The sequence below is a fragment of the Nocardioides ultimimeridianus genome, assembly GCF_054777895.1.
The window spans coordinates 92,193-112,250 of sequence record NZ_BAAHAB010000007.1 but is presented as its reverse complement, the minus strand read 5'-3'; the positions used below and the strand labels follow the sequence as shown (position 1 = coordinate 112,250).

Genomic DNA, 20,058 nt, shown 5'->3' with positions numbered 1-20,058 from the left:
AACGCTAGGTACGCCGCCCCAACGACTCGGCACCCTGCCGGGTGTGTCGGGTGGACTCCGGGTGAACGACTGATCCCCGGTTCGGGCATTCGCGTGACGTACGACGCATCATGTGATTGGTTGCGGAGGTGGCTCTCTCCCGTCGCGATCTCTTCCGCAGTGGTGCCGCCCTGGGCGCACTCGCCGCGGTCGGCCGGATCGTCTCCCAGCCCTCGCTCGCCCAGGCCGCGGTGGCTCCCCGCACCACGGCCTCCCGGACCTACGCGCTCGGCCCGGCCAACGCGCTCGGCTACCGCACCATCGTCGCGGCCGCCGGCGAGCCACGGATCGTGCGCACCGACCTCGGCATCGCCGCCGGAGCGGGCCGCGCCGACGCCCGCAGGCCGCTGCTGTCCTTCGTGCAGCTGAGCGACGTGCACGTCGTCGACCACCAGTCCCCCGGCCGCCTGGAGTGGGTCGACCGGGTCGAGACGACCGGGTTGTTCTCCTCGTCGTACCGGCCCCAGGAGATGCTCACCGCCCAGGTCGCCGACGCCATGGTGCAGGCCGTGAACGCCCAGCGGACCGGGCCGGTGACCGGGCTGCCGTTCTCGTTCGCGATCGAGACCGGGGACAACTCCGACAACTGCCAGTACAACGAGGTGCGCTGGAACATCGACATCCTCGACGGCGGCACCATCCGGTCCGACAGCGGCTCGCTGAGCAGCTACGAGGGCGTCATGGACCAGAACGCCCTCTACTACGACGGGCACTACTGGCACCCGGGCAGCGTCCCGCTCGGCAAGGCGGCCGACCAGTACAAGTCCCAGCACGGGTTCCCGACGGTCAACGGCCTGCTCGACGCCGCGCGGCGCCCGTTCACGGCGCCCGGCCTGGGCATCCCGTGGTACACCTGCTTCGGCAACCACGACGGGCTGATGCAGGGGAACTTCCCGCACACGATCCCGACCTCGCTGCTCGGCACCGGGCTGCTCAAGATCATCTCGCCGCCCACCGGCCTCTCCGACACCGACCTCCAGAGCGCCCTGTCCGGGCTGAGCATCGACGGGCTGGTCAGCGGGCTGGTGCTGTCGCCGTACGTGCGCATCGTGAGCCCGGACCTGAACCGCCGCACCGTCACCCGCCAGGAGATCGTCGCCGAGCACTTCACGACCACCGGGCTCCCCGTCGGCCACGGCTTCACCGCCGCCAACAAGGCGGACGGGACGGCGTACTACTTCTTCGACGCGGGCAGGTTCCGCCACATCGTCATGGACACCGTCAACCCCAACGGGTACGACGACGGCTCGATCGACAGCGCGCAGCTGGCCTGGCTGCAGGCGACCGTCGAGGGGGCGGCGGGCAAGGCGGTCATCGTCTACAGCCACCACACCTCCGACACCATGGAGAACCCGCTGGTGGGCACCGGCGGCGACCTCGCGCTCCCCCGCGTCCTCGGGCCGGCGGTCGTCGACTACCTGCTCACCCAGCCGCGGGTCATCGCCTGGGTCAACGGGCACACCCACAAGAACCAGATCTTCGTGCACGCCCGCGCCGACGGCTCCGGCGGCTTCTGGGAGATCAACACCGCGTCCCACTGCGACTACCCGCAGCAGGCGCGGATCATCGAGGTGGCCGACAACGACGACGGCACGCTGTCGATCTTCACCACGATCCTCGACCACGCCGGCCCGGCGTCGTACGACGGCGACCTGAGCAACACGCTCACCCTGGCGAGCCTGTCGCGCGAGCTGTCGGCGAACGACCCGCAGACCGACCTGGCCGCCCACGCGGGCCTGGCGAGCGCCCGCAACACCGAGCTGCTGGTCGGGCGTCCCGCGGACTTCTAGGCCTACAGCCCGACGCCGGGGTTGAGGATGCCCTGCGGGTCGAACGCGTCCTTGATCCGGCGGTTGAGCTCGAGTGCGTCCGGGCCGATGGACGCCTCGAGCCAGGGCCGCTTGAGCCGGCCGATGCCGTGCTCGGCGCTGATCGTCCCGCCGAGCCGGATCGCGAGCCGCATGATGTCGTCGAACGCGGCCTCCTCGCGCTCGGCCGCGCCCGGGTCGTCGGGGCTGCGGATGACGATCGGATGCACGTTGCCGTCGCCGGCGTGCGCCACGACCCCGATCCGCACGTCCCGGTCGCGGGCGACGTCCTGGATGCCGGTGACCAGGTCGGCCAAGGCGGTCACGGCGACCGCGACGTCCTCCAGCAGGATCGGGCCGAGTGCCATGGCGGCCGTTGCCGCCAGGCGCCGCGCCGCGACCAGGCCCTCGGCCTCGGCGGGGTCGGTGGCGGCGTACGCCTCGGTGGCGCCGTGCTCGGTGAAGATCGCCGCGATCCTGTCGACGCCCGCCCGGCCCGCCTCGCCGGGAGCGTCCGTCGCGGCGATCAGCATCGCGGCCGCCGAGCGGTCCAGGCCCATCCGGTACCTGTCCTCGATCGCCTCCATCACGGCCTGGTCCATCAGCTCGAGCATCGACGGCTCGACCAGCAGCTTGACCGCGGCGGTCGCGCGCGCGGCGTCCCCCAGCGAGGCGAACACCCCCACCGCGACGGCGTCGTGGTGCCGCTGCGGGAGCAGCCGCAGGGTCGCCTCGGTGATGATGCCGAGCGTCCCCTCACTGCCGACGAACAGCCGGACCAGGTCGTAGCCGGCGTTGTCCTTGAGCCGGGGCCCGCCCAGCCGCAGCACCCGGCCGTCGGCCGTCACGACCTCCAGGCCGAGCACGTAGTCGGCCGTGACGCCGTACTTCACGCAGCACAGACCGCCCGCGTTGGTCGCGAGGTTCCCGCCGATGCTGCACATCTCGAACGAGGAGGGATCCGGCGGGTACCAGAGCCCGTGCTCGGCCGCCTCGGCCTTGACCTCGCTGTTGAGCAGTCCCGGGCCGACCACGGCGATCCGGTTCTCCGGGTCGACCGCGATGCGCCGCATCCGCTCGGTGGACAGCACGATCCCGTCGCTGCGGCCGCTGGCGCCGCCGGACAGGCCGGTCCCCCGCCCGCGGGTGACGATCGGGACGTCGTACGCCGCCGCCCACCGCACCGTCGTGGCCACCTCCTCGGTGCTCGCCGGTCGCACCAGCGCCAGCGGCACCTCGGCGTCGGGTGCCATCGTCATGTCGTGGCGGTACGACGCCAGCACATCGGGATCCGTGACGACCGTGCCCTCCGGCAGCTGCCCGGCGAGCGCCGCGAGCGCCTCCTGGGGTCCGGGCATCAGGCCGCGGCCTAGGCGCCCGCGCGGGAGAAGCGGATCCCGACGTCGGCGATGGGGCCCTTCCGCAGCAGCTTCACGTCCTTGGGGTAGTTCATGTACAGCGCCCAGGGCGCCTCCGAGCCCATCTTCGGCAGGATCTCCGCGGCCCGGTCGAAGTAGCCCGAGGACAGCAGGTTCATCGGGACCTCGGTGCCGGGCGCCGGCGCGAGCGGCATCGCGATCTGCGCGCCCGACTCGTCCATGTGCTGGAGCAGGCGGACGACGTAGTCGCCGGTCAGGTTCGCCTTGAGCGTCCACGAGGCGTTGGTGTAGCCGATCGTCATCACGAAGTTCGGCAGGCCGCTGAGCATCTGGCCCTTGTAGAGGACGCCGTCCACGATCCTCGCCGGCTCACCGTCGACCTCGAAGGTCAACCCGCCGGCCATCAGCATGGTGAAGCCGGTCGCCGTCACGACGACGTCGGCCTCCAGTTCGGCGCCCGACTCCAGCAGGATCCCCTTCGGGGTGAAGCGCTCGATCCGGTCGGTCACGATGGAGGCCTTGCCGTCGCGCACCGCCGCGAAGAAGTCGCCGTCGGGCACCAGGCACATCCGCTGGTCCCACGGCTCGTAGGTCGGGTTGAGGTGGGTGTCGACGTCGTACCCCTCGGGCAGGTGGCGGATCGCGTCGCGGCGGATGATCCGGCGCATCAGCCGGGGCTGCTTCTTGCACAGCGTGAAGGTCAGCTGGAACACGGCCCAGTGCGCCCACTTGGCGGCGAGGTGCGCCCTGCGCTCGGGAAGGATCCGCTGCAGCGGGCCCGCGAACGGCGACTTCCGCGGCAGCGCCATCAGATAGCTCGGCGATCGCTGCAGCATCGTGATGTGCTCGACCCGGTCGGCCATCGCCGGGACCAGCGTGACCGCCGTGGCGCCACTGCCGATGACCACGACGCGCTTGCCGGTGTAGTCGAAGTCCTCGGGCCAGTCCTGCGGGTGGATGATCGTGCCCGCGTAGTCCTCCATGCCCGCGAAGTCCGGGGTGTAGCCCTGCGCGTGGTCGTAGTAGCCGGTGTTGCCCCACAGCAGCGAGCAGGTGATCTCGCTGGTGGTGCCGTCGTGTTCCACCGTGACCGTCCAGCGGGCGTCGGCGCTCGACCAGGACGCGGCCACGGCCTTGTGCCGGAAGCGGACCAGCCCGTCCACGCCGTACTTGCGAGCGGTGTCCTCGACGTAGCTCAGGATCGCTGGGCCGTCCGCGATCCCCAGCGGCGAGGACCAGGGCTCGAAGTCGTAGCCGAGCGTGAACATGTCGGAGTCGGACCGCACGCCCGGGTAGCGGAACCGGTCCCACGTGCCCCCGATCGCGTCGCGCGCCTCGAGGATCGCTATCGACTTCTCCGGCAGCCGGCTGCGCAGCCGGGCCGCCGATCCGATCCCCGAGAGCCCGGCGCCGACGATCAGGACATCAACGTGCTCGCTCATGCGCCCAACCTAGGACGCGTGCGGGACCGTGCACAGGGGCGTTAACCCCCCTCTTCAGATGGCCGTCACTCCGAGGCGGCCAGCTGCCCGCAGGCGGCGTCGATGTCGCTGCCGCGGGTGTCGCGCAGGGTGGTGGCGATGCCGGAGTCGTTGAGGCGGCGTACGAACTCGTCCATGTCCTCCTCGCGTGAGCGGGTGAACTGCGAGCCGGGGATGTCGTTGAGCGGGATCGGGTTGATGTGCACCCAGCCCGTGCCGCGACCCTCGCCGGAGAGCACCTCGGCGAGCAGGTCGGCGCGCCAGGCCTGGTCGTTGATGCCGCGCATCATGGCGTACTCGATGGAGACCCGGCGTCCGGTCTTCTCGAAGTACTCGTACGCCGCGTCGACGGTCTCGGCCACGGAGAAGCGGGTGTTGATCGGGACCAGCTCGTTGCGCAGCTCGTCATCGGGGGCGTGCAGGGAGAGCGCCAGGGTCACCGGGATGCCCTCGTCGGCCAGCTGCTTGATCCGCGGGACCAGCCCGACCGTGGAGACGGTGACGTGGCGGGCCGAGAGGCCCAGTCCGGCGGGCGCCGGGTCGGTGAGGCGGCGTACGGCGCCCACGACGGCCTTGTAGTTGGCCAGCGGCTCGCCCATCCCCATGAACACGACGTTCGAGAGGCGCCCCGGTCCCCCGGCGACGTCGCCGTTGGCCATCGCGCGCGCACCGACGACGACCTGGTGCACGATCTCGGCCGTCGACATGTTGCGCTGCAGGCCGCCCTGGCCGGTGGCGCAGAACGGGCACGCCATGCCGCACCCGGCCTGCGAGGAGATGCAGATGGTGGCGCGGTCCGAGTAGCGCATCAGCACCGACTCGACCAGCGAGCCGTCGAACAGCTTCCACAGCGTCTTGACCGTGGTGCCCTTGTCCGCCTGCTGCTGCTTGATCGGCGTCATCAGGTCCGGCAGCAGCGCGGCCACGAGCTCGGCGCGCTGCCCGGCCGGCAGGTCGGTCATCTCGGCCGGGTCGTGGACCAGGCGGCCGAAGTAGTGGTGCGAGAGCTGCTTGGCCCGGAAGCCGGGCAGGCCCATCTCGGTGAGCAGGTCCTTGCGGCCGGCCTCGTCGAGGTCGGCGAGGTGGCGCGGCGGCTTGCCGCGCCCCTTGGGCGACTCGAAGACCAACGGCAGGGTGGTGAACTTCTCGCCCACTACTTGTCCTTGTGGATCAGGAACAGCAGTACGCCGACGGCCACGCCGACCACGACGACGAGCGTCGCGATGCAGGCCAGGAGCATGTACCGACCGAACTTGCGGGTGTGCTGCGGGACGAGCAGGCCGATCGGCACCACGAACATCAGCAGCACGAACGGGAAGAGGTCCTCGGCCTTCTTGTAGCCGACGATCAGCTTGAGCAGCGCGCCGTACACACCGGGGACGAACAGCACGTAGGCCATGCCGGTGAAGAAGCCTGCGAGGGGCACGAAGATCGGGTGATCCCGGTGCCACCAGTCGGGGCGTCGTCGCGTCGTCTCCATGGGTGGTTCCGTTTCTACTTGAAGACCACGTGGTGCAGCAGCAGCCAGATCGGCGCCACGGTCGCCAGCAGCGAGTCGAGGCGGTCCATCAGGCCGCCGTGACCGGGGATGATCTGGCTCATGTCCTTGATGCCGAGGTCGCGCTTCATGACCGACTCGCACAGGTCGCCGAGCGTGGCCATGACGACGGCGATGATCCCGAGCGCGATGCCGGCCCACCAGGGGCCGTCGAGCAGGTAGACCACCAGCGCCCATCCGGCCGCCATGCAGGAGATCGCCGACCCGGCGAACCCCTCCCAGGACTTCTTGGGCGAGATGACCGGCGCCATCGGGTGCTTGCCGAACAGCACGCCGGCGACGTACCCCCCGATGTCGGAGGCGATGGTGACCAGGATGAACGTGACCACGCCGGCGACGCCGTCGTCGGAGAGTCCGTGGCCGGTCCAGCCGCCCTCGGCGAGCAGCAGGGCCACGAAGGAGCCGAGGAAGGGCAGGTAGACGAGGGTGAACACCGAGGCGGTGGCGTTCTTGACGTAGCCGTCGACGCCGCGGCGCAGCAACCACAGCATGATGACCAGCGCGGTCACCGCGGTCGCGGTCACGAGGGCGGCGGCCCCGGAGAAGTACGCGAGCAGCACCATCACGACGCCGCCGACCATCAGCGGCTGCTCGGGTACGTCGATGTCCTTGGCCCGCATCCCGCGGCCCAGCTCCCAGACCGCCACGACCACCGCGATCGCCACGATCGCCATGAACGCGGGCTTCCAGAACAGCAGCGACCCGGCGATCGCCGCCAGCAGCACGACGGCGGAGCCGACGGCTGCCTTCAGGTCACGGCCGGCACGGCCGTGGTCCTTCTGGGCAGGCGCAGCTGCCTGGTTCGCGCTCATTCGGTCCGGGCTGTCAGGTCTCAGACCTCGAGCAGCTCGGCTTCCTTGTGCTTGAGGAGGTCGTCGATCGCGTCGGTGTGCTTCTTGGTGGTGGCGTCCAGGCGCTTCTCGGCACCGGTGACGTCGTCCTTGCCGGCCTCGCCGTCCTTCTCCAGACGCTCGAGGTTCTGCTTGGCCTTCTGGCGGACCTGGCGTACGGCGACCTTGCCGCCCTCGGCCTTCTCCCGGGCGAGCTTGATGAACTCCTTGCGGCGCTCCTCGGTCAGCTCGGGGAAGACGCAGCGCAGGGTCTTGCCGTCGCTGGAGGGGTTCACGCCGAGGTCGGAGTCGCGGATCGCCCTCTCCACGTTGCCGATGGCGCCGACGTCGAAGGGCTGGACGATGATGATCCGCGCCTCGGGTGCGGTGAAGGAGGCCAGCTGCTGGATCGGGGTCGGGGAGCCGTAGTAGTCGACCATGATCTTGCTGAACATGCTGGGGTGCGCGCGGCCGGCGCGGATCGCGGCGAACTCCTCGCGGGTCGCATCGACCGACTTGGCCATCTTGCCGTCGGCCTCGTTGAGGATGTCGTTGATCACCGGGTTCTCCTTGTCGTTGACGCTGCTGGTGGGTCGAGCCTGGCGAGGCTCAACCGGCCTCAACCAGCACTGACCAGCGTGCCGATCTTCTCACCCTGCACGACGCGCAGGATGTTGCCGGCGGGCTCCATCCCGAACACGACCATGGGCAGCTTGTTCTCGCCGCACAGCGCGAACGCGGTCTGGTCCATGATCCGCAGGCCCTGCGCGATGGCCTCGTCGTAGGTGACCTCGTCGTACTTCACCGCGGTGGGATCCAGGTGCGGGTCGGCGCTGTAGACGCCGTCGACGCCGCTCTTGGCGACCAGCACCACGTCGCACTTGCTCTCCAGCGCGCGCTGCACCGCAACGGTGTCGGTCGAGAAGTAGGGCATGCCCATGCCCGCCGCGAAGATGACGACGCGGCCCTTCTCCATGTGCCGGATCGCGCGGCGCGGGATGTAGGGCTCGGCGACCTGGCCCATGGTGATCGCGCTCTGCACGCGGGTGTCGACGCCCAGCTTCTCCAGGAAGTCCTGGAGGGCCAGGCAATTCATCACGATGCCGAGCATGCCCATGTAGTCGGCGCGCGCACGGTCCATGCCGCGCTGCTGCAGCTCGGCGCCGCGGAAGAAGTTGCCACCGCCGGTCACGACCGCGATCTGGGTGCCGGAGGCCGCCACCGCGGCGACCTCCTTGGCGATCGCCTGGACGACGTCGGGGTCGACCCCGAGCTTGCCCCCGCCGAAGACCTCACCTGAGAGCTTGAGGAGGACTCGCTTGTAGCCTGACACGGACGTCCTTCCTGGTAACGAAGAGTTCCGCCCGACCCTATCGCGTCAATGTCTGCGGGAAAGAACCACCGCGGCGATGATCGCCGCCACGAGCAGCAGACCGAGAATGGTTGCGAACGCGATCTTCCACGGGCTGTAGGGCCGGTCTCCCACGACCTCGCCGGTGTTCGCGTTGACCATCACCTGCCAGGTCTTGCCCGCGAAGACGTACGTCGCGATCCACAGCGGCATCAGCAGCAGCTTGAAGGTGTTGGAGCTGTAGCGGACGTCCATGCCGGAGATCCGCTGCTCGTCACCTCCGATGTCGTGGCGGACGTCGCCCTCGATGACCGACACCATCTGCTGCTTGGCCTGCTCCGACCCGGCCTGGGGGTCGAGGTCGTAGCGCAGCGCCGCGAAGCCGGTGAGGAACTCGTCCTGGAACGGCTTGGCGTCCTCGAGCCGCCACGGACCCATCTTGTTGACCTTCTTGGGGTCCAGCGTGTGCGCCCCGAGGACCAGTACGTCGTCGAAGTCGCGCGCGACGTGCCCGCTGGCGTGCCGCCACGCCGTGTGGCGCTGCTGGTAGGTCTCGGTGCGGGTGCCGCCCTGGCCGTCGGAGACCTGCCGGGTCTCGGTCGTGTAGTAGTAGTCGCCGCGCTGACCGGTGTAGTCGGTCTCGGTGTGCGAGTCGTAGGTCCAGTGCGGGATGTAGGTGCCGGTGAGGCCCTCGGTCGAGCCGACCTTCTTCAAGGCGTTGGGGGCGAACCAGCGACTGGTCACCCAGCTGCCGAACGCCTCGTGCGCCTGCTTGCTCTGCACGTGGAACGGGATGACGGCCTCGGGCGCGACCAGGCCCTCGGGCCTGTCCGTCGCCACCAGGGCACCGCCGCAGAACTGGCACCTGCTGGCCAGGTTCGTGGTCTCGGTGGTCGCGCCGCAGTTCTTGCAGCGCAGCTCGTGGGCCGCGACGTTGGAGACGAACGTGGTCGGGTTCTTCGCCTCCCAGTCGTCCAGCGAGTGCTCGGTGATCGTGGCCTCGACCGCCTTGATCGGCACCTCGGTGCCGCACGTGGCGCACCGCAGCAGCATGGTGCCGGGAACGTAGGCGAGCTGGTCGCCGCAGCTGGGGCAGACCGAGTTCACACCTTGAGGAGCCGGCGCCGCGGGCGCCGGCGTCGCGGGCGTCCCCGATGCCTCGGGTGGCAGCGGCGGAGGTGGCGGAGCAGCCCCCGGGATCGGCGGGGGTACGTCGCTCATCGGCTCAGCCCTGGGGCGGGAGCGGCGGCGGGGTCGCCGGGAACAGCGCCTGCAGCTCGGGCACCGTCGAGGCGGCCACCCAACCGCTCATGCCGTCCTGCCAGACCAGCGACTGCGGCGTCAGCTCGCCCGAGCCGACCTTGGCCGCGAGCTGGTCGGCGGGGAACGGGCCCGCCTGCTGGCCGTTCACGGCGACGTACCACGGCTTGGCGGCGCCGGGCAGGGGCGGCGGCGTACCTCCGGAGGTCGCGGCCTGGGCCTGCTGGGCCTGCATGGACTGAGCCATCTGCTGGCCCACGGCCATCCCCATGCCGAGCCCGATGCCGCCGGACGCCCCACCGCCCGGGTTCTGCGCGGCGTGGTCGATCGCCTCGGCGGTCTGGAACTTGGTGTACTGATCGAGGTTGCCCAGCACGCCCATCGAGGTGCGCTTGTCGAGCGCCTCCTCGACCTCGGGCGGCAGCGAGATGTTCTCGATGACGAACTTCGGGATCGAGATGCCGGTGTCGCGGAGCTCGCCGGTCAGCGTCTCGGCCAGCTGGGAGGCGATGGTGTCCTGGTTGGCGGCCAGGTCGAGCATCGGGATCTTCGCGTTCGCGACGGCCGGGGCGAAGCGGCTGACGATGGTCTGGCGGAGGTACTCCGAGACCTCCTCGGTCTTGAACTGCGGGTCGGTGCCGACCAGCTGCTTGAGCAGCGCGCGGGGGTCACTGACCTGCATCGCGTAGGTGCCGAACGCGCGCAGCCGGACCATCCCGAACTCGGCGTCGCGCATCGTGATGGGGTTCTTGGTGCCCCACTTCATGTCGGTGTAGAGGCGCATCCCGACGAAGTAGACCTCGGCCTTGAACGGGCTGTTGAAGCCGTACTTCCAGCCCGTGAGGTCCGAGAGGACCGGCATGTTCTGGGTCTCGAGCGTGTAGGTGCCGGGCGTGAACGCGTCGGCGATCTGGCCCTCGTTGACGAAGACCGCGACCTGCCCCTCACGTACGACGAGCTTGGCCCCATCTTGATCTCGTTGCCCTGCCGGGGGAACCGCCACACGATCGTGTCGCGGCTGTCATCGAGGAACTCGATGATGTCGATGAACTGGCCCTTGACCTTGTCCATGAGACCCATGGGGATGCCTTTCGCTCGGGGTGGCGAGCCGAACCTACCCTCGTCCTGCGACGTCGAACCACGGGATCGCCAAATAGCCGAACGGCCGGGAGCCACGAAGAGTTTCCGTGGCTCCCGGCCGTCGGGGAGCGATCAGGAGATCAGGCGCCGACCTCGAAGCGGGCGAACCGCTTCACGGTGGTGTTGGCGGCGTCGAGCACCTGCTTGACCGACTTCTTGGACTCGAAGACCGACTCCTGGTCGAGCAGCACGACCTCCTTGAAGAAGGCGCCGATCCGACCCTCGACGATCTTCGCGACGGCAGCCTCGGGCTTGCCCTCCTCGAGCGTCTTCTTGGTCAGGACGTCCTTCTCCTTCGCGACGATGTCCGCGGGGACCTCGTCGGCGGTGAGGTACTGCGCCTTGAGCGCGGCAGCCTGCTGCGCGGCCTGCTTGGCCGCAGCCTCGTCGCCGTCGAACTCGACGAGGACGCCGAGGCTCGGGGGCAGGTCGGAGGCCTTCTTGTGCAGGTAGACCGTGGTCGGGCCCTCGAAGTACGCGACCTCGCCGAGCTCGATCTTCTCGCCGATGGTGCGCGCGAGCTCCTCGACGGTCTCGCCGACGGTCTTGTCACCGAGCGAGACGGCCTTGAGCGCCTCGGCGTCGCCGACCTTGTTCGCGTTGGCGGCGTCGGCGATGGCCTGGGCCGCGTCCATGAACGCCTGGTTCTTGGCGACGAAGTCGGTCTCGGCCCGGAGGCTGATCAGGGCGTTGCCGGAGGCGGCGACCAGACCGGCCGACGCCTCGCGCTCGGCGGCGCGGGCGGCAGCCTTGGCCGCACCCTTGACGCGGAGCAGCTCGACGGCCTTGTCGAAGTCACCGTCGGTCTCGTCCAGCGCCTTCTTGCACTCCATCATTCCGGCCTGCGTCAGCTCGCGGAGCTTCTTGACGTCGGCAGCGGTGAAAGCCATGTCTCTTCCTTCGTGGTCTGTGTGCGGTGGGTGCGGATCAGGCGTCGGTCGCCGGAGCGGCCTCGGCCTCGACCGGCGCCTCGGCGGCCGGAGCGGCCTCCTCGGCGGGCGCGTCGGCGGCCGGGGCGGCCTCCTCAGCAGCCTCGACCGGCGCGGCGGCGTCGGCGGCCGGAGCGGCCTCCTCAGCGGTCGCGGCGTCGGCGGGCTGCTCGAGCAGCTCGCGCTCCCACTCGGCCAGCGGCTCCTCGGCGCCGTTCTCGGCACCGTCGGTCTTGACACCCGAGCGGGCCATCAGGCCCTCGGCCACGGCGTCGGCCACGACGCGGGTCAGCAGGCCCACGGCGCGGATCGCGTCGTCGTTGCCCGGGATCGGGAAGTCGACGTCGTCCGGGTCGCAGTTGGAGTCCAGGATCGCGATGATCGGGATGCGGAGCTTGCGCGCCTCCTCGACGGCGAGGTGCTCCTTGTTGGTGTCGACGATCCACACGGCGGACGGGACGCGGCCCATCTCGCGGATTCCACCGAGGGTCTTCTCCAGCTTGATGTGCTCGCGGCGCATCTGCAGGAGCTCCTTCTTGGTGCGACCCGAGCCGGCGACGGTGTCGAAGTCGACGTCGTCGAGCTCCTTGAGGCGGTTGATCCGCTGGCTCATGGTCGAGAAGTTGGTGAGCATGCCGCCGAGCCAACGCTGGTTGACATAGGGCATGCCGACGCGGGTCGCCTGCTCGGCGATCGACTCCTGCGCCTGCTTCTTGGTGCCGATGAACATGATCGTGCCGCCCTTGGCCACGGTCTCCTTGACGAAGGCGTAGCTGCGGTCGATGTAGGCCAGCGACTGCTGCAGGTCGATGATGTAGATGCCGTTGCGCTCGGTCATGATGAAGCGCTTCATCTTCGGGTTCCAGCGACGGGTCTGGTGTCCGAAGTGGACGCCGCTCTCGAGGAGCTGGCGCATGGTCACGACTGCCATGATGGTTCTCTCCAGTTTTCGTTTGTCAGTTGTTGCCTGACGCCTGCGCGCGGCCGGACCCTGATCGCTCAGGGACTGACGGCCGTCGCCCACGGGCGGCCGGCACTCGGAGGGAGCGCCGTCGTGGTCTGCGGACGTGCGAATTCCTACCCAGACGGGTCGGTTACGGCCAGCCTAGTCGCCACAGTCCCAGGCGCACCAATCCGGACCGCCTGCGGCCGCCGGGCCTGGGGATGACCGACGTCCTCCACAGCGCCCGAGCGCGACGGAGCCCGATGTCGCCGCTGTGCCCGACCGTGAAGACATGGTCCACCGCGCGCTGCTGCTCCTCGTCGCCCTGCCCCTTCTGCTGGCTCCGTCGGCCTCCACCGCCCAGGGCGTCTGGCCGCTCCCGCCGCCGCACCGGGTCGTGCACGCGTTCGACCCGCCCGACTCGACGTACGGCGCGGGCCACCGGGGCGTCGACCTCGCCGGACACCCCGGAGAGGTCGTGCGCGCTGCGCTCGCAGGCAGGGTCGTCTTCGCCGGGCTGCTGGCGGGCCGCGGGGTGGTCGTGGTCGACCACGGAGCGACCCGGACGACGTACGAGCCGGTGGCCGCGACCGTCCACGTCGGCGATCCGGTGGCGGCGGGCGGGCAGATCGGCCGGCTGACGCTCGCCCAGTCCCACTGCTTCCCCGCCGCCTGCCTGCACTGGGGTCTGATCCGCAACAGCGACGACGCCTACCTCGACCCGCTCACCCTGGTCGGGGCCGCGCCGATCCGCCTGCTCCCCCTGTGGCGCGAGCTGCCGTGGGCGCTCCCGATCGCGGCGCCTCAGGCGCAGCCGTGATCAGGCGCGTGGGTGCGCCTGCTGGTAGGCGCGGCGGAGCCGGTCGGTCGTGACGTGGGTGTAGCGCTGGGTGGTGGCCAGCGAGGAGTGGCCGAGCAACTCCTGGACCGAGCGGAGGTCGGCCCCACCTTCGAGCAGGTGGGTCGCCGCGGTGTGGCGCAGCCCGTGCGGGCCGATGTCGGGTGCGCCCGGGACCTCGGCGATCCGGCGGTGCACCATCGTGCGCACGGCCCGCTGGTCGATGCGCCGGCCGCGGCTGCCGAGGAAGAGCGCGGCGTCCGTCTCCGGGCGGACCAGGAGCGGGCGCCCCCGGGCGAGCCAGGCCTCCAACGCGGCGACCGCAGGCGTGCCGAACGGCGCGCTGCGCTCCTTGCCACCCTTGCCGAGGACCCGGATGAGGTTGCGATCGCGGTCGACGTCGTCGATGTCGAGGCCGACCAGCTCTCCGACCCGGACGCCGGTGGCGTAGAGCAGCTCGAGCATGGCGACGTCGCGCAGCCCGGTGGGGCTGCCGTCGTCGGCCCGTTCGGCCGCCGCGGCGATCAGGTCGGCTGCCTCGTCGGCGCGCAGCACGTTGGGCAGGGTGCGCAGGGCCCTCGGCGACCCGAGGGAGGAGCCGACGTCGTTCGCCGTCCTTCCGCTGCGAGCGAGCCAGGCCGTGAAGACACGTGCCGCCGTGGCGCGCCGCGCGATGGTGGTCCGGGCCAGGCCCATCGACTGCTGCTTGGCCAGCCAGCTGCGCAGCGTCCGGAGGTCCAGGTCAGCGACGTCCTCGATGCTCGCGCGATGGGCGTGCTCCAGCAGCGACGCGATGTCGGCGGTGTAGGCGAGGACGGTCTTCTTGGCCAGGTCCCGCTCGGTGACCAGGTGCTGCTCGTAGTCGCCCACGGTGCGCGCGAGTGCCTCGGGCAGACCGCTCGGCTCGGGAAGCCCCGGCTCCGCCTCACCCACCACAGCAGTCACATCAGCATCGTAGGCCGTGGCCCCGGCGGCACGGCTCAGCTGCGTGCCGACTCGGCGAGTCTCCAACCTCCCGCGTCACGCTCGACGTGCCCGGCCTCCTCCAGGGTCGGCAGCGCGGCCAGCACGTCGGCCAAGCCCACGCACGCCAACCTCGCGATCGACTCGGCGGCCACCGCCCGGTAGACGGGGACCGCGTCCAAGATCTGCCGGTCGCGCAGCTCGAGGAGATCTCGCGCCCGGTCCTGGCCGCGCGGGAACTCGCTGAGGTGGGCACCCATCTCCCCCACCAGCTCGAGGACGTCGGCCGCAGAGGTGACCAACGCTGCGCCGCCCGACCGCAGCTGGTGGTGCACGCCCAGCGAGGCGACGCTGGTGACCGGGCCCGGGACGCCCATGGTGAGCCGCTGCAGCCGCTGTGCCCAGTTCATGGTGTTCAGGGCGCCGCTGCGGGCTGCTGCCTCGACCACCACCGTGCCGCGCGCGAGCGCCGCGATCAGCCGGTTGCGCGCGAGGAACCGGATCCGCTGCGGCGCACCGCCCATCGGCACCTCGGACACCACCGCGTGCTCGGCACGCAGCCGGCTCAGCATCTCGGCGTGGCGGACGGGGTAGTCCCTGTCGACGCCGCACGCCAGCACGGCCACGGTCCGGGCTCCGACCGACACCGCGCCACGGTGTGCGGCGTAGTCGATGCCGATGGCGGCGCCGGAGATCGTGGTCACCCCGGCGCGGCCGATCCCGGACGTGATCTCGACGGCGATCTGCTCCCCGTACGACGTCGAGTCGCGCGAGCCCACCACGGCGACCGACGCCGTCAGCTCATCGAGCGACAGTGGACCGGCCACCCACAGCCCGATCGGGACGCCGCCGCGCAGCTGCACAGGCTCGGCGTCGGCGAGGTCCTCCAGCTGGGTCGGCCACTCGTCGTCACCCGGGATGACGAAGCGGAACCCCCGAGCCTCGGCCCGCTCGAGCTCGGCCGCCCCGTCCGCCACGGCGAGGCGAGCGCGGGCGGCCTCGAACTGTGGATAGCGCTCCGCGTCGGCGATGCCGTCGAGCAGCAGCTGGGCTCCGGCATCGGCGACCAGCCGCAGCGAGCGCGAGTCGCCCGGCTCGAGGATCAGGCTCAGGGTCGCGCGGGCAACCCTCTCCGCATCGGCGGCGGTCATCCCACGCCCTCCATCTCCTCGGCGGTGACCCGGTGCAGGACCCGGGAGGGCAACGGCTTGCCCTCCCGCAGCCGCATCGCGACGTCGACCTCGGCGACGCCGGGCCGGATGTCGCGCCCCAGGCGCACCGAGGTCAGGTCGGCGACGGTCCACGCCAGCCGGAGCACCCGGACGCCTCCCCGGGCACTCAGCCTTCCGCCGTACGTCGCCGTGTCGACCAGCTTCTGCGCGGCCGGGGTCACGGCCCAGTCGTCCTTGAGCCGAGGCCCCGGGATCTGGCTGTTCAGCCGCCAGTCGGCCCGCGCGAAGCGATCGGTCTGCCGCTGCCGGGCGAGCGCGACGCGAGCCGCGACCTCGGCCGAGGACTCCGCCGCCCGGAACGGGTCCTCGGGCATCCGGGTCTGCGGCCGCACATGGCGCACGATGTCGAAGCGGTCCACGATCGGGCCTGAGAACTTGCGCCGGTAGGTGCGCCGCAGCGTGACCTCGCAGGTGCACTTGTTGTGCTCCTTCGTGCTGGAGTAGTCGCCACAGGGACACGGGTTGGCGGCGATGACCAGCAGGCAGCGCGCGGGCAGGGTGACCGACTCCTCACGACGCGCCACCGTGATCTCGCCGGTCTCCAGCGGCTGGCGCAGCGCGTCGATCACGTCGGCGCGGAACAGTGGGAACTCATCGAGGAAGATCACGCCTCCGTGGCACTTCGAGAGCTCTCCGGGCTGCACGCTGCCGCTGCCACCGCCGATCAGGCTGGCCTTGCTGGCGTCGTGGTGCGGCGCGGAGTACGGCGGGCGGGTGATCAGCCCGTTCGCCGGGTCGAGGGTCCCGGCCAGCGAGTGCAGCGCGGTGAGCTCCAGCGACTCCTCGGGAAGCAGGTCAGGGAGGATCGTGGGCAGCCGCTCGACCAGGCTGGTCTTGCCGACCCCCTTCGGACCGTCCAGCATCAGCGGATGCGCACCGGCGGCCGCCACCTCGAGCGCGTACTTCTCCTCGTCCATCCCGGACAGATCCGCCAGGTCGAGCTCCTCGAGCCGGGTGTCACCGCGCCAGGAGAGCAGGTGCGCGCCGGAGGCCCCGGCCACCGGCGGAGCGATCGGGACCGGCAGGCCGCCGAGCACCGCGACGACCTGGGCCAGCGACCGCACCCCCACCACCTCCACGCCCGGCACCATCTCCGCCTCGCGCGCCTGGGGCTCCGGCACGATCACGCGGCGGATGCCGCGCTCGGCGGCCGCCATCACCATCGGCAGCACCCCCGACGCCGGCCGGAGACCCCCGGACAGCGTCAGCTCGCCGACGAAGGCCACGCCGATCAGGTCGACCAGCTGCAGCTGGTCCGATGCTGCCAGCACCGCGACGGCGATGGCGAGGTCGACGTGGGTGCCGGACTTGGGCAGGTCCGCGGGCGAGAGCAGGATCGTGGTGCGATAGCTGCTCGGCCAGTCCAGCCCGGAGTTGAGGATGGCCATCCGGGCCCGCTCGGGGCCCTCGCGCAGCGAGGCCTCGGCCCGGCCCACCAGGGTGATCCCCGCCTGGCCCGACGAGACGTCGACCTCGACGTCGATCAGGTGGCCCAGCGCGCCGCTCAGCGTCACGGTGTGGGCCGTGGCGGTCGACATCAGAGCAGCCCGCGGACGTGGTCGACCTGGGCCGGGCCGCGGCGCGGGCGCAGCACGGCGACCAGGTCGATGCGGATGCCGTCGGGCCGGATCCCACGGTCACGCGCCCAGCGCTCGCCCAGGCGCTTGAGCCGTGCCAGCTTGGCGTCGGTGACCGCCTCGTGGGGCGTCCCCGCGACCGTGCTGGTGCGCGTCTTGACCTCGCAGATCACCAGCGTGCTGCCCTCGCGGCAGACCAGGTCCACCTCGCCGATCTCGCAGCGCCAGTTGCGCTCCAGCACCGCATAGCCGAGCCCGTGCAGGTAGCGCGCGGCCACCTCCTCGCCGTACTCCCCCAGCGCCTTGCGGGACGCCGCCGTGGCGCCTCGTGGCTGTGTCACTGCCATGTCCGTCATGACCCACCTCCTGCCGACCACCTTCGCCAGGGGTGCCGACAGCGGCGGGTGGGCGGGCGGCGGGCTGTGGAGACGGCACGTCATCCACAGCCGTCACCGCCCTCAACCGGCACGCGGTGGGACGGATGTGACCGGTGTGGTCAGCCGACGAGCTTGGGCTTCCCGCACGACGGATTGGACCCGAACACGTCCACGCCGCCCACGCTGAGCCCGAGCATCCCCTCGAGCGGCTGCAGCAGCGTGGAGTTGACCCCGGAGATGACCGGGTTGAGGACGCTGCTGGTCAGGCTCGACACCAGGCTGTTCAGGATGGCGGCGAAGTCGCTGGCGTTGGCGTCCACGTAGACGAGGCCGAGCAGCGCCTTGACCTTGATGTGCAGGTTGCTGGAGTCCACCGTGATCGAGTTGTTGGTCAGCCCCAGCGAGCCGGAGCCGGTGTCGATCGGCAGCGCGAAGCTGGTCGGCGAGTTGGGCACCCGGATCTGCGCGATCTTCCCGGTCGCCGGGTCGCTCGTGCCCACCGAGATGGTCAGCGAGCCGGTCACCTGCACGCTCACGATGTTGCTCAGCAGCCCGAGCAGGCCGCTGTTGGCGGTGTTGCCGCTGATCGTCAGGGTCTGGCTGATGCCTGCTCCGACCAGTGCGCTCTTCACGGTCACGTCCTCGCCGCTCGGGCTGGCCGTGGTGAGCGCGCCGCACGTGATCCCGGTCAGGTTGCCGGTCGCGCTCGCCGCGCTGACTGTGACGTTGGTGGTCGCGTTGGACACCGTCAGCCCCAGCAGGGACGGAGGCGTGAGCGTGCCGGTCACCGCGAGGCCCACCTGCGCGGTGGACGCCGTGCGACCGCCGTTCGCCACGTCGCAGACGTACGGCGTGGGCGGGCTGATCAGGTTCAGCGACGTGGTCGCGCTGGCGAGCCCGAGGTTGGCGGCCAGGCCGGTGATGGCGATGGCGCTCGCGCCGTTCGCGATCTGCGCCGTGCCCTGCAGCAGGTTGAGCACGTTGACCGACGCGGTCTCCGCGGCGCCCGAGCCCGAAGCGGCGCTGACCAGGCTGCCCAAGGTGATGTTGTGGGCGATCGACGTGCTGGCCGCGATGGTGTTGAGGATCGTGGCGTCCGCGGTGTCGCCGTTCTGCTGCAGCACCTGGGCGGTCGCGAGGTAGAGCTGGCTCAGGCTGACGCTGGTGGTCAGCAGCTGGTCGACGGTCCCGACGCCCAGCTGGACGGCGAGCTGCTGCAGCGTCACGTTCGCGCTGGCCAGGCCCTGATAGCTGACGGCGCTGAGGTTGAGCGAGCCGCCGAGTGCCTTGTTCAGCACCGCGTTGAGCAGCACCGAGTTGGCGCTGTTGATGCGGGCGGCGTACGAGCCGAGCGAGAAGCAGGCATCGTTGGCGGCCGTGCCGTACGCCGTGCGGTTGGCGTTGCCGGAGTGGCTGCCCGTGATGCCGCCGAACGCGAAGCCCACCGTGGTCTGGGCGTCGACCCTGACGGCCGTGGGGGTCCCGGAGGTGACGGCGGTGAAGTGCGGGGTGGCGGCGGAGTTCCAGGTGCCCAGGGTGACGGTGAGGACCGGCAGATGGTTGGCGTAGCCGATCACGCTCTGGTTGCGGGCCTCGCTCTTCGCGGCCAGGCCGGGCATCAGCGGGTTGAGGGTGGCGTAGCTGCGCCCGTTGAGCTCGCGCGCGAGGTCCATGGCCACCACGTCGGCCAGGGACTGCATGTCCGCCCGGCCCACCCGCTGCTGGCCCAGGTCGATGGTGAAGGCCGCCGCGCCGAGGACGACGACCATCATCAGGCCGACCAGGACGGCGACCGCTCCGCGCTCGTCGCGCCGGCGCGACCGGCGCAGCCGTGCGCCGATCCAGCGCACCTCAGTTCTCCCGCGCCGTCGCGGAGTAGCTCAGCGTGGTCGGCATGGCCATGTTGACGAACGGCAGCGACAGCATCGGGTGCGCGCGGTAGGGGTAGCTCACCGTCAACGTGGCGCAGGTGTGGGTGGCGTCGTTGGTGCAGGCCGCCTCGGTGTAGGTGCAGGTGACGTTCGCCGCGGTGCACGACAGGGTCGTGCCGCCGACCTTGAGCGATCCGAGGGCGTCGCTGGCGGCCGACTTGCCGTCGACGCCGCGGGCGGCGGCCGAGCTCCCCGACGAGAGGGCGCCGGCGCGAGCGCCCTCGGTGGCGGCCTGGCTCAGCGTCTGGCGGAACGAGAGCATCATCCCGAAGGCGATGATGCCGAAGATGATGAGCAGCAGGAACGGTACGACGAGCGCGAACTCGACCGCCGACGCTCCGCGATCCCCACCCCTGCGGCGACGTGCCGACGCACACTCCGATCGCGCCATGGCCATCCCGTTCCTTCCGCTCCCCGCGCCC

Annotated in this window: 19 protein-coding genes; 2 read left to right on the top strand and 17 right to left on the bottom strand. The window is 70.8% G+C overall.

Features of this window, described 5'->3' with window-relative positions; translation table 11 throughout:
- Positions 1-128: 128 nt before the first annotated feature.
- Complete coding sequence (locus ACYU8V_RS07370) at positions 129-1,829, top strand: TIGR03767 family metallophosphoesterase (RefSeq protein ID WP_460846298.1); 1,701 nt, start codon at positions 129-131, stop codon at positions 1,827-1,829.
- Positions 1,830-1,831: 2 nt separating this feature from the next.
- On the opposite strand, the gene ACYU8V_RS07365 is transcribed toward ACYU8V_RS07370, so the two are convergent.
- The 11 genes from ACYU8V_RS07365 to rpsB all read right to left on the bottom strand — a co-directional run bounded on the left by ACYU8V_RS07365 (position 1,832) and on the right by rpsB (position 12,706).
- Complete coding sequence (locus tag ACYU8V_RS07365) at positions 1,832-3,205, bottom strand: FAD-binding oxidoreductase (RefSeq protein ID WP_460846297.1); 1,374 nt, start codon at positions 3,203-3,205, stop codon at positions 1,832-1,834.
- Between the two features lie 11 nt (positions 3,206-3,216).
- On the bottom strand, positions 3,217-4,668 hold the full coding sequence (locus ACYU8V_RS07360) for a flavin-containing monooxygenase (protein ID WP_460846295.1): 1,452 nt from the start codon (positions 4,666-4,668) through the stop codon (positions 3,217-3,219).
- A 65-nt stretch (positions 4,669-4,733) separates the two neighbouring features.
- Positions 4,734-5,861, bottom strand: coding sequence for a dual-specificity RNA methyltransferase RlmN (gene rlmN / locus ACYU8V_RS07355; RefSeq protein ID WP_460846294.1), 1,128 nt, complete (start codon positions 5,859-5,861; stop codon positions 4,734-4,736).
- Positions 5,861-6,187, bottom strand: a complete 327-nt coding sequence (locus ACYU8V_RS07350) for a hypothetical protein (protein WP_460846293.1) — start codon at positions 6,185-6,187, stop codon at positions 5,861-5,863. Before ACYU8V_RS07350 ends, rlmN begins: the two co-directional genes overlap by 1 nt.
- A 14-nt stretch (positions 6,188-6,201) precedes the next feature.
- Positions 6,202-7,077 (bottom strand): phosphatidate cytidylyltransferase, encoded by an 876-nt coding sequence (locus ACYU8V_RS07345; RefSeq protein ID WP_460846292.1) that lies wholly within the window; start codon positions 7,075-7,077, stop codon positions 6,202-6,204.
- A gap of 20 nt (positions 7,078-7,097) precedes the next feature.
- A complete protein-coding gene (gene frr / locus ACYU8V_RS07340) occupies positions 7,098-7,652 on the bottom strand; it encodes a ribosome recycling factor (protein ID WP_460846613.1) in 555 nt (184 codons plus the stop codon).
- 62 nt (positions 7,653-7,714) lie between these two features.
- Positions 7,715-8,428 (bottom strand): UMP kinase, encoded by a 714-nt coding sequence (pyrH, locus tag ACYU8V_RS07335; protein ID WP_460846290.1) that lies wholly within the window; start codon positions 8,426-8,428, stop codon positions 7,715-7,717.
- Positions 8,429-8,473: 45 nt separating this feature from the next.
- Positions 8,474-9,667, bottom strand: a complete 1,194-nt coding sequence (locus ACYU8V_RS07330; RefSeq protein WP_460846289.1) for a hypothetical protein — start codon at positions 9,665-9,667, stop codon at positions 8,474-8,476.
- Between the two features lie 4 nt (positions 9,668-9,671).
- Positions 9,672-10,709 carry an SPFH domain-containing protein gene (locus ACYU8V_RS07325; RefSeq protein ID WP_460846288.1) on the bottom strand — a complete coding sequence of 346 codons (1,038 nt, stop codon included), beginning with the start codon at positions 10,707-10,709 and terminating at the stop codon, positions 9,672-9,674.
- Positions 10,710-10,926: 217 nt separating this feature from the next.
- Positions 10,927-11,736: a translation elongation factor Ts gene (gene tsf, locus ACYU8V_RS07320; protein WP_460846286.1), complete on the bottom strand. Its 810-nt coding sequence runs from the start codon at positions 11,734-11,736 to the stop codon at positions 10,927-10,929.
- Positions 11,737-11,773: 37 nt separating this feature from the next.
- Positions 11,774-12,706: a 30S ribosomal protein S2 gene (gene rpsB / locus ACYU8V_RS07315; RefSeq protein ID WP_460846285.1), complete on the bottom strand. Its 933-nt coding sequence runs from the start codon at positions 12,704-12,706 to the stop codon at positions 11,774-11,776.
- Positions 12,707-13,010: 304 nt separating this feature from the next.
- Here rpsB and ACYU8V_RS07310 point away from each other — a divergent pair, with 304 nt between their 5' ends.
- On the top strand, positions 13,011-13,538 hold the full coding sequence (locus ACYU8V_RS07310; RefSeq protein ID WP_460846283.1) for a murein hydrolase activator EnvC family protein: 528 nt from the start codon (positions 13,011-13,013) through the stop codon (positions 13,536-13,538).
- Here ACYU8V_RS07310 and ACYU8V_RS07305 read toward each other — a convergent pair whose 3' ends face one another.
- The 6 genes from ACYU8V_RS07305 to ACYU8V_RS07280 form a co-directional block, all read right to left on the bottom strand.
- On the bottom strand, positions 13,539-14,501 hold the full coding sequence (locus ACYU8V_RS07305; protein ID WP_460846282.1) for a tyrosine recombinase XerC: 963 nt from the start codon (positions 14,499-14,501) through the stop codon (positions 13,539-13,541).
- A 35-nt stretch (positions 14,502-14,536) separates the two neighbouring features.
- Entirely contained in the window at positions 14,537-15,670 is a 1,134-nt protein-coding gene (gene dprA, locus ACYU8V_RS07300; protein WP_460846279.1) for a DNA-processing protein DprA, read from the bottom strand.
- Positions 15,667-17,289: a YifB family Mg chelatase-like AAA ATPase gene (locus ACYU8V_RS07295; RefSeq protein WP_460846278.1), complete on the bottom strand. Its 1,623-nt coding sequence runs from the start codon at positions 17,287-17,289 to the stop codon at positions 15,667-15,669. Before ACYU8V_RS07295 ends, dprA begins: the two co-directional genes overlap by 4 nt.
- Positions 17,289-17,684 carry a YraN family protein gene (locus ACYU8V_RS07290; protein WP_460846277.1) on the bottom strand — a complete coding sequence of 132 codons (396 nt, stop codon included), beginning with the start codon at positions 17,682-17,684 and terminating at the stop codon, positions 17,289-17,291. The genes ACYU8V_RS07295 and ACYU8V_RS07290 overlap by 1 nt, the downstream gene beginning before the upstream one ends.
- A gap of 140 nt (positions 17,685-17,824) precedes the next feature.
- Entirely contained in the window at positions 17,825-19,555 is a 1,731-nt protein-coding gene (locus ACYU8V_RS07285) for a hypothetical protein (protein WP_460846276.1), read from the bottom strand.
- Between the two features lies 1 nt (position 19,556).
- Complete coding sequence (locus tag ACYU8V_RS07280) at positions 19,557-20,027, bottom strand: TadE family protein (protein WP_460846275.1); 471 nt, start codon at positions 20,025-20,027, stop codon at positions 19,557-19,559.
- Between the last annotated feature and the right edge of the window lie 31 nt (positions 20,028-20,058).

Coding starts and splice junctions, on each gene's coding strand:
- ACYU8V_RS07350 (WP_460846293.1), bottom strand. CDS start 6,187: ATGGAGACGACGCGACGACGCCCCGACTGGTGGCACCGGGATCACCCG.
- rpsB (WP_460846285.1), bottom strand. CDS start 12,706: ATGGCAGTCGTGACCATGCGCCAGCTCCTCGAGAGCGGCGTCCACTTC.
- ACYU8V_RS07330 (WP_460846289.1), bottom strand. CDS start 9,667: ATGAGCGACGTACCCCCGCCGATCCCGGGGGCTGCTCCGCCACCTCCG.
- ACYU8V_RS07290 (WP_460846277.1), bottom strand. CDS start 17,684: ATGACGGACATGGCAGTGACACAGCCACGAGGCGCCACGGCGGCGTCC.
- ACYU8V_RS07345 (WP_460846292.1), bottom strand. CDS start 7,077: ATGAGCGCGAACCAGGCAGCTGCGCCTGCCCAGAAGGACCACGGCCGT.
- dprA (WP_460846279.1), bottom strand. CDS start 15,670: ATGACCGCCGCCGATGCGGAGAGGGTTGCCCGCGCGACCCTGAGCCTG.
- ACYU8V_RS07280 (WP_460846275.1), bottom strand. CDS start 20,027: ATGGCGCGATCGGAGTGTGCGTCGGCACGTCGCCGCAGGGGTGGGGAT.
- tsf (WP_460846286.1), bottom strand. CDS start 11,736: ATGGCTTTCACCGCTGCCGACGTCAAGAAGCTCCGCGAGCTGACGCAG.
- ACYU8V_RS07365 (WP_460846297.1), bottom strand. CDS start 3,205: ATGCCCGGACCCCAGGAGGCGCTCGCGGCGCTCGCCGGGCAGCTGCCG.
- ACYU8V_RS07295 (WP_460846278.1), bottom strand. CDS start 17,289: ATGTCGACCGCCACGGCCCACACCGTGACGCTGAGCGGCGCGCTGGGC.
- ACYU8V_RS07360 (WP_460846295.1), bottom strand. CDS start 4,668: ATGAGCGAGCACGTTGATGTCCTGATCGTCGGCGCCGGGCTCTCGGGG.
- ACYU8V_RS07310 (WP_460846283.1), top strand. CDS start 13,011: ATGGTCCACCGCGCGCTGCTGCTCCTCGTCGCCCTGCCCCTTCTGCTG.